Below are 12,345 nucleotides of genomic sequence, written 5' to 3'. Positions count from 1 at the left end.
ACTTGGTCGTCTGGACCTCATGCCCACCGACCGTGAAGCTATAGCCAAGCAGTTCCAGGGAGGAATGCACGGTGAAGCAACGTGGCGTAACACTGATTCAAATGATGTTTGCACTGGCCATGGCCGCCGTGCTGACACAACTCGGCATGCCGGCCTACGCCAGGTTTAGCGATGACCTGCACAGAGCGGCGGCGGCCCGGGATCTGGCCCAGGCTCTGCGCAGCGCGCGCAGCCACGCCTTGCTGCAAAGCCAGCCTGTGCTGGTGCGGCCTCTGGAAAGCGATTGGGGCAAGGGCTGGCGTGTGCAGCTAGTGCACAATCAGCAAGTGCTGCGCGAACACCGGCTAACGCGCCCGATGAGGATCGTCGAAAACACCAAGGGACAGGTGAAATTCAGTGCTCTGGGAATGCCAGTGGGCCAGTTCGGCGCAACGCTGGAGGTTTGTGAGAACTCCCCTGCAAGCGACAAATATCAGGTGGTGATATCAAGCGCTGGCAGGGTCGACCTGCGCACAGTCAAGGGAGCAGACTCGCTGTGCGCAGGCCGCTGACTCAGATCAGCGAGCGAACCCGCAGCTCTTTGGGCATGGAGAACGTGATGTTCTCCGGCCGCCCATCCAGCTCTTCGGCGCCGGTAGCGCCCCAGGCCTTGAGCTGTTCAATCACGCCCTGTACCAATACTTCGGGAGCCGAAGCACCGGCAGTGATACCGACCCGTTGCGCCTTTTCAAACCAGACGCGCTGCATGTCCTCGGCGCCATCGATCAGATAGGCCGGGGTGCCCATGCGCTCGGCCAGCTCGCGCAGGCGGTTGGAGTTGGAGCTGTTAGGGCTGCCGACCACCAGCAATACATCACTCTCGCCGGCCAGCTGCTTGACTGCATCCTGGCGGTTTTGCGTGGCGTAGCAGATATCGTCCTTGCGCGGGCCGCCGATGTTCGGGAAGCGTGCGCGCAGGGCATCGATGACGCGGCTGGTGTCGTCCATCGACAGCGTGGTCTGGGTGACGAAGGCCAGGTGATCCGGGTCGTTCACCTGCAGCTGGGCAACATCGTCTTCGTCTTCGACGAGGTAGATGGCGCCGCCGTTGCTGGCGTCATATTGCCCCATGGTGCCTTCGACTTCCGGGTGGCCTTCGTGGCCGATGAGAATGCACTCACGGCCATCGCGGCTGTACTTGGCCACTTCGATGTGCACCTTGGTCACCAGCGGGCAGGTCGCATCGAATACCTTCAGGCCGCGGCCTGCCGCTTCCTGGCGCACGGCCTGGGAAACGCCATGGGCGCTGAAGATGACGATGACATCGTCCGGCACCTGGTCCAGTTCCTCGACGAAGATGGCGCCACGGTTGCGCAGGTCTTCCACCACGAACTTGTTGTGCACCACTTCGTGACGCACGTAGATCGGCGGGCCGAAGACTTCCAGCGCACGGTTGACGATCTCGATCGCCCGGTCGACCCCCGCGCAGAAGCCGCGCGGGTTGGCGAGTTTGATTTGCATGCTCGGCTCCAGGCTTACAGGGCCTTCACCTCGAGGATTTCCACCTCGAAGGTCAGGGTCTTGCCAGCCAGTGGGTGATTGAAGTCGATGGTCACCTGGTCGTCGTCGAACGCTTTGACCACACCCGGCAGCTCGGTGTTGGCGGCGTCGTTGAAGATGATCAGCAGCCCTTCGGACAGCTCCATGCCTTCGAAGTTGGAGCGTGGCATGACCTGCACGTTCTGTGGGTTGGGCTGACCGAAGGCATTCTCCGGCGCCACCACCACGTTGCGCTTGTCACCGGCCTTGAAGCCGAACAGCGCGTTCTCGAAGCCTGGCAGCAGGTTGCCGTCACCGACCTTGAACGTGGCCGGGGCCTTGTCGAAGGTGCTGTCGACGGTGTCGCCGTTTTCCAGGTGCAGCGCGAAGTGCAGGGTGACTTCGGTGTTCTGGCCGATACGGGTGTCAGTCATGGACCGGATCCTCGGACTTCTTGCTCTTGAACATATCCAGCGCCAGCATCACCGCACCAACGGTGATGGCGCTGTCGGCCAGGTTGAAGGCCGGGAAGTAATGACGGTTCTGCCAGTGCACCAGGATGAAGTCGACCACATGGCCAAGCACGATGCGGTCGTACAGGTTGCCGATCGCACCACCCAGCACCAGCGCCAGCGCTACCGCCAACCAGGTCTCGCCGCGCCCCAGGCGCTTGAGCCAGACCACCAGCACCGCACTGACCACCACGGCGATCAGGGCGAACAGCCAGCGCTGCCAGCCGGCGCCATCGGCGAGGAAGCTGAAGGCAGCGCCAGTGTTGTAGGCCAGGGTCCAGCTGAAGTAGTCAGGAATGACGACGATCTGCTGGTACATGGTCAACGCGTTGTTGAAATACAGCTTGGTGGCCTGGTCGAGGACCAGGACCAGCAAGCTCAGCCAAAGCCATGCAAGGCGCCCGAAGCGCCCCGCCGCAGGGTTAGGCATAGTGACGCACCTCGCCTTCGCCGGTCAGGTTGTCGACGCAACGGCCGCAGATTTCCGGGTGCTCCGGGTGGCTGCCGACGTCGGCGCGGAAGTGCCAGCAACGGCCGCACTTCACGTGGCCGGACTTGACCACCTGCAGCTTGAGGCCTTCGACTTCGGTGGCCACGGCTTCGGCCGGCGCCTGGGCGAACGGCACCACGCTGGCGGCCGAGGTGATCAGCACGAAGCGCAGTTCATCGCCCAGCTTGTTCAGGTCGGCGCTCAGGCTTTCTTCGGCGAACAGGGTGACTTCGGCTTGCAGGTTGCCGCCGATGACCTTGGCGGTACGCTGGTTTTCCAGTTCCTTGTTGACCGCGGCTTTGACAGCCATTACGCGGTCCCAGTAGGCGCGGTCCAGCTCGGTGCCTTCCGGCAGTTCGCTGAGGCCTTGGTACCAGCCGTTGAGCATCACCGACTCGTTGCGCTCACCCGGCAGGTACTGCCAGATTTCATCGGCGGTGAACGCCAGGATCGGCGCGATCCAGCGCACCAGCGCCTCGCTGATGTGGTACAGCGCGGTCTGGCAGGAACGGCGGGCGACACTGTTGGCGCCGGTGGTGTACTGGCGGTCCTTGATGATGTCGAGGTAGAAGCCACCCAGCTCCTGCACGCAGAAGTTGTGGATCTTCGAGTAGACGTTCCAGAAGCGGTATTCGCCGTAGTGCTCTTCCAGCTCGCGCTGCAGCAGCAGGGTGCGGTCCACCGCCCAGCGGTCCAGGGCGATCATCTCTTCAGGCTTGAGCAGGTCGCTGGCCGGGTTGAAGCCGGACAGGTTGGAAAGCAGGAAGCGCGCGGTGTTGCGGATACGGCGGTAGGCATCGGCGCTGCGCTGCAGGATCTGCTCGGAAACCGCCATCTCGCCCGAGTAGTCGGTCGCGGAAACCCACAGGCGCAGGATGTCGGCACCCAGAGTGTTGTTGACCTTCTCTGGCTCGATGGTGTTGCCCAGCGACTTGGACATCTTGCGGCCGCTTTCGTCCACGGTGAAGCCGTGGGTCAGCAGCTCGCGGTACGGCGCGTGGCCGTCGATGGCGCAACCGGTCAGCAACGACGAGTGGAACCAGCCGCGGTGCTGGTCGGAACCTTCCAGGTACAGGTCGGCGCGCGGGCCGGTAGCGTGGCCGATGTCGTGCGAGCCACGCAGCACGTGCCAGTGGGTGGTACCGGAGTCGAACCAGACGTCCAGGGTATCGGCGATCTTGTCGTACTGGCCGGCTTCGTCACCCAGCAGTTCGGCAGCGTCCAGCTTGAACCAGGCTTCGATGCCCTCTTGCTCGACGCGCTTGGCCACGGCTTCCATCAGCTCGACGGTGCGCGGGTGCAGCTCGCCGGTCTGCTTGTGCAGGAAGAACGGAATCGGCACGCCCCAGTTGCGCTGACGCGAGATGCACCAGTCCGGGCGGTTGGCGATCATCGAGTGCAGGCGCGCCTGGCCCCAGGCCGGGACGAACTTGGTTTCTTCGATGGCTTTCAGCGCACGTTCACGCAGCGGCTCGCCGGTGCTCGGCTGCTTGTCCATGCCGACGAACCACTGCGCGGTGGCGCGGTAGATCAGCGGAGTCTTGTGGCGCCAGCAGTGCATGTAGCTGTGGCTGATGGTTTCGGTGTGCATCAGCGCGCCGACTTCGCTCAGCTTGTCGACGATGGCCGGGTTGGCCTTCCAGATGAACTGGCCGCCGAAGAAAGGCAGCGACTCGACATACACGCCGTTGCTCTGCACCGGGGTGAGGATGTCGTCGTTGACCATGCCGTAGCGCTTGCAGGTGACGAAGTCGTCTTCACCGTAGGCAGGTGCCGAGTGCACCACGCCGGTACCGGCGCCCAGCTCGACATAGTCAGCCAGGTAAACCGGCGACAGACGGTCGTAGAACGGGTGACGGAAGTTGACCAGTTCCAAGGCCGAGCCCGGGGCGGTGGCGATTACCGAGCCTTCCAGGTTGTAACGCTTGAGGCACGACTCGACCAGCTCTTCAGCCAGCACCAGCAGGCGCTCGCCGGTATCGACCAGGGCGTACTTGAACTCCGGGTGGATGTTCAGCGCCTGGTTGGCCGGGATGGTCCACGGGGTGGTGGTCCAGATCACGATGGCAGCGGGCTTGGCCAGCGAAGCCAGGCCGAAAGCGGCGGCCAGCTTGGCCTCATCGGCGACCGGGAAGGCCACGTCGATGGTCTGGGACTTCTTGTCGGCGTATTCGACTTCGGCTTCAGCCAGGGCCGAACCGCAATCGAAGCACCAGTTCACCGGCTTGAGGCCCTTGAACACGAAGCCTTGCTTGACCATTTCGGCCAGGGCGCGGATTTCACCGGCCTCGTTGGCGAAGTTCATGGTCTTGTACGGGTTGTCCCAGTCACCCAGCACACCCAGGCGGATGAACTCGGTCTTCTGCCCTTCGATCTGCTCGGCGGCATACTCGCGGCACAGCTCGCGGGTGCGGTCGGCAGTCAGGTGCTTGCCGTGGGTGACCTCGACCTTGTGCTCGATCGGCAGGCCGTGGCAGTCCCAGCCCGGTACGTACGGTGCGTCGAAGCCGGCCAGGGTCTTGGAACGGACGATCATGTCCTTGAGGATCTTGTTCAGCGCATGACCGATGTGAATCTTGCCGTTGGCATAGGGCGGGCCGTCGTGCAGGACGAACTTCGGACGATCCTTGCCAATTTCGCGCAGCTTCTGGTACAGGCCAATGCTGTCCCAGCGCTGCAGTATCTGCGGTTCGCGCTGAGGCAGGCCGGCCTTCATGGGGAAGGCGGTGTCCGGAAGGTTTAGCGTGGCTTTGTAGTCGGTCATTTCGGGCTCTTCGTTAGCGGTTGAGCGTGCCAATGTGCACGTGCGGCGGCGATATCCGCATCGATCGCCGACTTCAGCGCCTCCAGGGAGGCGAATCGCTGCTCTTCACGCAGCTTGTGGTGGAATTCCACCGTCAGGCGCCGGCCATACAGATCGCCGGCATAATCCAGTAGATGAATCTCGAGGTGCGGGCGGCCGTCTCCGGCCACCGTCGGGCGCACGCCGATGTTGCCGACACCCGGCCAGGCCTTGCCGTCGATCTCGATGCTGGCCAGGTAGACCCCGGACAGCGGCACTCGGCGGCGCTTGAGCTGGATGTTGGCGGTCGGCGTGCCGAGCTGGCGGGCCAGCTTCTGGCCATGCAACACGCGGCCGGTAATACGGTATGGGCGGCCCAGCAGATGCTCGGCCAGCTCGAAGTTGCCTGCAGACAGCGCGTTGCGCACCTCGGTGCTGCTGACTCGAAGGCCGTCCTGGATCACCGTGTTGGCCGCTTCGACGGTAAACCCGTACTTCTGGCCAGCAGCGACCAGGAAGGCGAAGTCGCCGGCACGGTCGCAGCCAAAGCGGAAGTCGTCGCCCACTTCGAGGTGGCGCACGCCCAGGCCATCGACCAGGATCGCCTTGACGAAGTCATCGGCGCTGAGCTTGCTCAGGCGCTGGTTGAACGCCAGGCACAGGACTCGGTCGATGCCTTCGGCGGCCAGCAGCTCGACCTTGTCGCGCAGGCGCGCCAGGCGGGCGGGTGCGGTGTCCGGGGCGAAGTACTCGCGCGGCTGCGGCTCGAAGATCACCACGCAGGTCGGCAGGCCCAAGGCCTGGCCGCGCTCGCGCAGGCGCGCCAGGATTGCCTGGTGGCCGCGGTGAACCCCGTCGAAGTTGCCAATGGTGGCGACACAGCCCCGGTGCTCGGGGCGCAGGTTGTGAAGACCTCGAACCAGCTGCATAACGCGCTTCTTGCTCATAAAGTGGCCGATTATAACCACACCCGGGCGCCGGTGACAGGCAGCAGCGCCAAGGGGTGGCGTGGAATGCGAAAAACCGACGCCTGACCCGCCTTCCAGCTCAATGCAGGGCCTTGCGGGCGAAATGCCGGGGTCGGAAACCACACAGGTACAGACAACCGAAATAGGTCACCACACCCGCCGCGATCAACGCGCCAAGGCGCAGCAACCGTTCAAGCATGTTGCCCTGCTCCCAGGCCGGCAGGTAGTGCATGCCCGCCAGTAGCACTGCGGTCATCAAGGTAACTGCAAGCACCAGCTTAAGCAGGAACACCGTCCAGCCCGGTTGCGGCTTGAACAACTGCTGGCTGCGTAGCTTCCAGAACAGCAGGCTGGCGTTCAGGCAGGCACCCAGGCTGATCGCCAGTGCCAGGCCGGCGTGCTGCAAGGGGCCGATCAGCGCCAGGTTGAACAACTGCGTGCAGACCAGGGTGAAGATCGCAATCTTCACTGGCGTGCGGATATTCTGCTGCGCATAGAAGCCCGGTGCCAGTACCTTGACCAGAATGATCGCCAGCAGGCCTATCGAGTAGGCGATCAGCGCACGCTGGGTCATCGCCGCGTCGGTGGCGGTGAATTTGCCGTACTGGAACAACGCCACCGTCAACGGTTCGGCCAGGACCGCCAGGGCCAGGGTGCACGGGAGCACCAGCAGGAAGCACAGGCGCAAGCCCCAATCCATGATCCGCGAATATTCCTCACGGTCCTTGTTGGCGTAGGTCTTGGCCAGCGTCGGCAGCAGGATGGTGCCCAGGGCCACGCCCAGCACGCCGGACGGCAGTTCCATGAGGCGGTCGGCGTAGTACATCCACGACACCGAACCGGCTGCCAGGAAGGAGGCGAAGATGGTGTTGATGATCAGCGAGATCTGGCTCACCGACACCCCGAGGATCGCCGGCAGCATCTGCTTGAGCACCCGCCAGACACCAGCGTCGCGCAGGTTGAGGCGCGGCAGCACGAGCATGCCGATCTTCTTCAGCGCTGGCAGCTGGTACAGCAACTGCGCCAGGCCACCGGCCAGTACGCCCCAGGCCAGGGCCATGATCGGTGGATTGAAGTACGGCGTGAGCAGCACGGCGAAGATGATCATCGCCACGTTGAGCAGAGTCGGGGTGAACGCCGGAACGGAAAAGCGGTTCCAGGTATTGAGAATCGCGCCGGCGAGGGACGACAGCGAAATCAGCAATATATAAGGGAACGTCACCCGCAGCAGGTCAGTGGTCAGCGCGTACTTCTCGGCACTGTCGACAAAGCCCGGGGCGGTGGCCCAGACCACCCAGGGCGCGGCGAGGATGCCGACGGCCGTGACCAGGGCCAGCACCAGGGTCAGCAGGCCGCTGACATAGGCAATGAAGGTGCGCGTCGCTTCCTCGCCCTGCTGGGTCTTGTATTCGGCCAGAATCGGCACGAACGCCTGGGAAAATGCCCCCTCGGCAAAGATCCGCCGCAGCAGGTTGGGCAGCTTGAAGGCGATGAAGAAGGCGTCGGTGGCGATACCGGCACCGAAAACACGGGCCAGGATGGTGTCGCGCACGAAGCCCAGCACCCGCGAAATCATGGTGATGGAGCTGACTGCAGCCAGGGATTTGAGCAGATTCATCGAAAAGATTCACGCCAGGGACAGAGGGCGCTGCCAGACAGCGTCCGAATGTGCGATACTCCCGCGCCTTCGCAGGGGAGCCAAAAATTCCCGAGTTTACAGGTAGCACGGCAGAAAGGAATATTTCCCGCCTGTTGCTGCACCACTCGGCGGAACCCTGCAGGTGGCCTTGACATCCGGTCGACTCATCGGCATGATTCGCGGCCTATTTTGTTTGCTATTTACCTAAAGTCTTTCGAGGAGCTCGACGGTGGCCAACACACCTTCCGCCAAGAAACGTGCAAAACAGGCTGAGAAGCGTCGCAGCCACAACGCCAGCCTGCGTTCCATGGTCCGCACCTACATCAAGAATGTAGTTAAAGCCATCGACGCAAAAGACGCCGAAAAAGCGCAAGCCGCTTACGTTCTGGCTGTGCCTGTAATCGACCGTATGGCCGACAAAGGCATCATCCACAAGAACAAAGCTGCTCGCCACAAAGGCCGTCTGAATGGCCACATCAAGGCACTGAAAGAAGCTGCAGCTGCCTAAGCGACGTTCTTGTCGAAAAAACCGGCCCCAGGGCCGGTTTTTTTATGCCTGCGATTTAGGCCCTGCGCGATCCCTGTGGGAGCGGCTTGCCCGCTCCCACATTGCTGGCTAGTTACTTGGCGATCTGGATCTTCGGGGCCCACTGCAGCCAGGCATCCTCAGGCTTGTCAAACAAGGCGAAGGTCTGCTGCGGCCGCGCCGGATTGCCCATCTGCTCGCCCTCAGGCGTGGCAAAGGCAATGCCACCATCGATCAGTGTCTCAAGTGACTCGGTACGCACCGTGGCCCCTTTGAACAGCCCCCAGTCGAAGCCAAAACCACTGCTGTTCCAGAACCGGCTGCCACCGCGCACCAGGGCGGCATAACGTGGCTCGATCAGAATGTGGATCAACACACGATCTGCGGTCTGGCCAAGCTCGAAACCGGTCACCTTGCCTACCGCCACCTCGCGATAGGTAACAGGCACGCCCGGCTTGATCGAACCACGACGCGGAGCACTCAGGGTCAACGGCAGGCCCACTTCCTCACCTGCGATTTCAGGCGCTTCGCCCAGCGCAATGAAATCACGCTGCGGCCCCTTGTCCTTCACCGCCGGCTGCACTTCGATGTACTGCCCACCAATCAAGGTATCGAGGTTCTCCGTACGCACCAGCCCAAGTGCCGGCTTGACCACCCAGAACTGCGTACCTGCCCGGGCAATGCGGTCTGCCGCCTCGGTAATGCGTGCGCGCAGCAGTACCGCCTGCAAGTCTTTTGTCAGGTCGACGCTCTCAACGCTACCCACATCCAGGCCACGGAAGCGAATTGGCGTACCAGGCTTGAGGCCGTCGGCACGGTCTACCCGAATAGTGACCAGGGTACCGGTGCGGTTCACCGCCTCTTGGCTCTCCAGCAGGCGGAAGCGCGGGATATGGCGCTTGAGTGCAACATTGGGCCTAGGCGTGTCGAAGGCGATACCGCCGGCCATCAGGGTCTGCAGCGACTCACTCTTGATCTTGATACCCGACAGGCCCCCGGTCAGGGTAATACCGCTGACGTTCCAGAAGCGCGAGGAGCCGTTGACCAGGTTTTCGTATTCTTTCTCGATGTGCACACCAATCAGGATACGGTTGCTGTTGCGGGCAAACTGGTAGCTCTGCACGCTACCGACCTTGACCTGGCGATACATCACCGGGCTGCCGACCTCCAGCGAGCCCAGCGTATCGGCGAACAGCACCAGGTGCAGGCCTGGGGCCTTCAGGTCCAACGGCGGCGCCTTGGGCCGGGCCTCGAATTCACGCTGCGGCTTGGCGCCCTTCTCGCCTGGGCGAATGGCGATGTAGTTACCTTTGACCAACGCCTCCAGGCCGGTAATACCCGCCAGGGAGATGGACGGTTTGACCACCCAGAACTGTGTACCTTCGACCAGATAGTCTTCGGTCAACGGATCCAGCGTCAGCTCGGCAGAGGCGCTGGCCAGGTTGTCTTCCATTTTCAGGGCTTTCAACGAGCCAACCTGAATACCCTTGTACATGACTGGCGTACGACCGGCCTGGAGGCCCTCATAGTCAGTGAGTTTCACTTTGACGCGGATACCCGCCTGGGCCGCATCGAAGTCTTCATACAGGCGGAACGGCAGGCTTGGGTCGGTTGGAGGGCTGTCCTTGCGATACTCCGGCGTGGCGAAGGCGATGCCGCCGGCGACGATGCTCGACAGCGACTCGCTGCGCACCTTCACACCCGACAGATCAGCATCGATGCTGATGCCACTGGCATTCCAGAAGCGCGTGTGCTTGCGCACCAGGCTGGCGTAGGCCGGCTCGATGAATACCTTGACCTCGACCGTGCTCTGGTCTTCGGAAAGGCGATAGCTTTTCACCCGGCCGACCTGGATCTGCTTGTAGAACACCGGGCTGTCCCGATTGAGCGAACCCAGGCGCTCGGCCTTGAGGGTAAGGTGCAGACCCGGCTCGGTGTCGGACAGCGGTGGCGCGACCTTCAGCGCGTTAAAGCGCTTGGTCCGCTCGCCCTCCCCCGGGCTGACAGCGATGTAGTTGCCGGATACCAGTGTTTCCAGGCCCGAGATGCCGGCCAGGCTTACACTGGGCTTGACCAGCCAGAAGCGCGTGCCCTTGGTCAGGTGCGGCTCGGCAGCCTTGTTCATCTCGATGGTGGCGATCACCCCCTGGTTCTCACCCTTTGCGTCGAGCACCAGCTTCGTGACCTTGCCCACCGACATGCCTTTGTAGATCACCTCGGTCTTGTTGGCGACGATGCCTTCGCCGGTCTCGAAACGCACTTCGATCTCCACGCCGGCATCGCGATAGGCCTGCCAAGCCAGCCAGCCGCCGATCATCAGCGCGATCAGCGGCAGGATCCAGATGGCCGACCAGTTCGAGGCAGGGCGGGTTTTAGCCGTTGGCATGTCACTCATGGTCGTCATCCGACTCCGTGTTATCCCAGATCAGTCGGGGATCGAAAGTTAAAGCAGCAAGCATCGTGAGGATCACCACAGTTGCAAAGGCGACAGCGCCCAGGTTGGCTTCGACACTGGCGATACGGCCGAAATTCACCACTGCCACCAGAATGGCGATGACGAAAATGTCCAGCATGGACCAGCGCCCTATGAATTCGATGAAGCGGTACATCAGGATCCGCTGCCTTGCCGACAGTGGCTGGCGGCGCTGGACCGAATACAGCAACAGGCCGATGCCCACCAGCTTGAAGGTAGGCACCAGGATGCTGGCAATGAACACCACGGCGGCGATCGGCACCATGCCGTGCTTGAGCAAGGTAATGACGCCAGACATGATGGTGTCGCCGCTACCCTGCCCCAAGGTGCTGACAGTCATGATGGGCAACAGGTTGGCCGGGATATACAGAATCGAGGCAGTGATCAGCAGCGCCCAGGTACGGATGATGCTGTTTGGGCGCCGCGCGTGCACGATGGCGCCGCAGCGCGTGCAGGTCTGCGAATCGCGCTCGGCATCCTGACGGTTAAGTTCATGACATTCATTGCAGACCAGGATGCCTGCATCAATCGCCCGCATGGAGATCCTCCCCCGACAACGCGCTCCAGATCTGGTGTGGGGACATCACCACTTCGAGCCAGACCTGAACCAGCAACAGGCTGATGAAACAGAACAGGCCCAGGCCAACGGTCAGTTCGGCCAGGTCCACAAGTTTGACGATCGCCACCAGCACGCCCATGAAGTAGACCTCGAGCATGCCCCAGTCACGCAGGTGGTGATAGAAGCGGTAGAACACCAGCCCGTAATCACGCCCCACATTCAGGCGGATGCTCAACAGCACGGCCAACTGGCACAGCAGCTTGAGCAAGGGGATGGCCATGCTGCACAGGAACACCACCACGGCAACGCCGCGCATTTCCGAGTTGTACAGGCCTAGCACACCACTCCAGACGGTATCGTCCGAAGTCTGGCCAAGCAGGTGCAACTGCATGATAGGCAGGAAGTTGGCCGGCACGAACAACAACAAGGCTGTCAGCACCAAGGCCAGGCTACGGTTGACGACATTGTGCCGGTGAGCGTACAGCTCGTAGCCACAACGTGGACATTGGGCTTTTTCGTCATGCTGCAGCACCGGCTTGCGCATCAGCAGGTCGCACTCGTGGCAGGCGACCAGTTCGTCCAGCGGCAACTGCTCTAGGGCTTGGGTTTCGACGGGATCGGGCATCTCGGGATTCTGAATAGGTACGTCGGCTCTATTCTAGTGTTCCCAGCTGGAAATGTGGGAGACGACTAACGCCTGCCATGGAGCCAGAAAGACAAAACCCCTACCTGCATGTGCAGATAGGGGTTTTGCGAAATGAATCTTGACGATGACCTACTCTCACATGGGGAAACCCCACACTACCATCGGCGATGCATCGTTTCACTACTGAGTTCGGGATGGGATCAGGTGGTTCCAATGCTCTATGGTCGTCAAG

Annotated in this window: 11 protein-coding genes and 1 rRNA gene; 2 read left to right on the top strand and 10 right to left on the bottom strand. The window is 62.2% G+C overall.

Features of this window, described 5'->3' with window-relative positions:
• The first annotated feature begins 71 nt into the window (after positions 1-71).
• Positions 72-551: a GspH/FimT family pseudopilin gene (locus tag ACIPZ5_RS06375; RefSeq protein WP_400807338.1), complete on the top strand. Its 480-nt coding sequence runs from the start codon at positions 72-74 to the stop codon at positions 549-551.
• A 1-nt stretch (position 552) separates the two neighbouring features.
• Here ACIPZ5_RS06375 and ispH read toward each other — a convergent pair whose 3' ends face one another.
• The 6 genes from ispH to murJ all read right to left on the bottom strand — a co-directional run bounded on the left by ispH (position 553) and on the right by murJ (position 7,888).
• Entirely contained in the window at positions 553-1,500 is a 948-nt protein-coding gene (gene ispH / locus ACIPZ5_RS06370; RefSeq protein WP_313714122.1) for a 4-hydroxy-3-methylbut-2-enyl diphosphate reductase, read from the bottom strand.
• 14 nt (positions 1,501-1,514) lie between these two features.
• Entirely contained in the window at positions 1,515-1,952 is a 438-nt protein-coding gene (gene fkpB, locus ACIPZ5_RS06365) for an FKBP-type peptidyl-prolyl cis-trans isomerase (protein ID WP_261942572.1), read from the bottom strand.
• Positions 1,945-2,460, bottom strand: a complete 516-nt coding sequence (lspA, locus tag ACIPZ5_RS06360) for a signal peptidase II (protein ID WP_054886101.1) — start codon at positions 2,458-2,460, stop codon at positions 1,945-1,947. Before lspA ends, fkpB begins: the two co-directional genes overlap by 8 nt.
• On the bottom strand, positions 2,453-5,284 hold the full coding sequence (gene ileS / locus ACIPZ5_RS06355; protein WP_400807335.1) for an isoleucine--tRNA ligase: 2,832 nt from the start codon (positions 5,282-5,284) through the stop codon (positions 2,453-2,455). Before ileS ends, lspA begins: the two co-directional genes overlap by 8 nt.
• Positions 5,281-6,231, bottom strand: a complete 951-nt coding sequence (ribF, locus tag ACIPZ5_RS06350) for a bifunctional riboflavin kinase/FAD synthetase (protein WP_400807333.1) — start codon at positions 6,229-6,231, stop codon at positions 5,281-5,283. Before ribF ends, ileS begins: the two co-directional genes overlap by 4 nt.
• Positions 6,232-6,349: 118 nt before the next feature.
• Positions 6,350-7,888, bottom strand: coding sequence for a murein biosynthesis integral membrane protein MurJ (gene murJ / locus ACIPZ5_RS06345; protein WP_400807330.1), 1,539 nt, complete (start codon positions 7,886-7,888; stop codon positions 6,350-6,352).
• 250 nt (positions 7,889-8,138) lie between these two features.
• On the opposite strand from murJ, the gene rpsT reads away from it, so the two are divergent.
• Complete coding sequence (rpsT, locus tag ACIPZ5_RS06340) at positions 8,139-8,417, top strand: 30S ribosomal protein S20 (protein WP_003247625.1); 279 nt, start codon at positions 8,139-8,141, stop codon at positions 8,415-8,417.
• Between the two features lie 112 nt (positions 8,418-8,529).
• On the opposite strand, the gene ACIPZ5_RS06335 is transcribed toward rpsT, so the two are convergent.
• From ACIPZ5_RS06335 to rrf, 4 genes are all read right to left on the bottom strand, one after another.
• Complete coding sequence (locus ACIPZ5_RS06335) at positions 8,530-10,830, bottom strand: PqiB family protein (protein ID WP_261942568.1); 2,301 nt, start codon at positions 10,828-10,830, stop codon at positions 8,530-8,532.
• Positions 10,823-11,446 carry a paraquat-inducible protein A gene (locus ACIPZ5_RS06330; RefSeq protein WP_261942567.1) on the bottom strand — a complete coding sequence of 208 codons (624 nt, stop codon included), beginning with the start codon at positions 11,444-11,446 and terminating at the stop codon, positions 10,823-10,825. The genes ACIPZ5_RS06335 and ACIPZ5_RS06330 overlap by 8 nt, the downstream gene beginning before the upstream one ends.
• Positions 11,433-12,092, bottom strand: coding sequence for a paraquat-inducible protein A (locus tag ACIPZ5_RS06325; RefSeq protein WP_343595859.1), 660 nt, complete (start codon positions 12,090-12,092; stop codon positions 11,433-11,435). Before ACIPZ5_RS06325 ends, ACIPZ5_RS06330 begins: the two co-directional genes overlap by 14 nt.
• Before the next feature lie 137 nt (positions 12,093-12,229).
• A 5S ribosomal RNA gene (gene rrf / locus ACIPZ5_RS06320) occupies positions 12,230-12,345 on the bottom strand.

The organism is Pseudomonas sp. NPDC089428, from assembly GCF_044749325.1.
Lineage (GTDB): Bacteria > Pseudomonadota > Gammaproteobacteria > Pseudomonadales > Pseudomonadaceae > Aquipseudomonas.
This window is presented reverse-complemented; position numbering and strand designations above follow the sequence as displayed.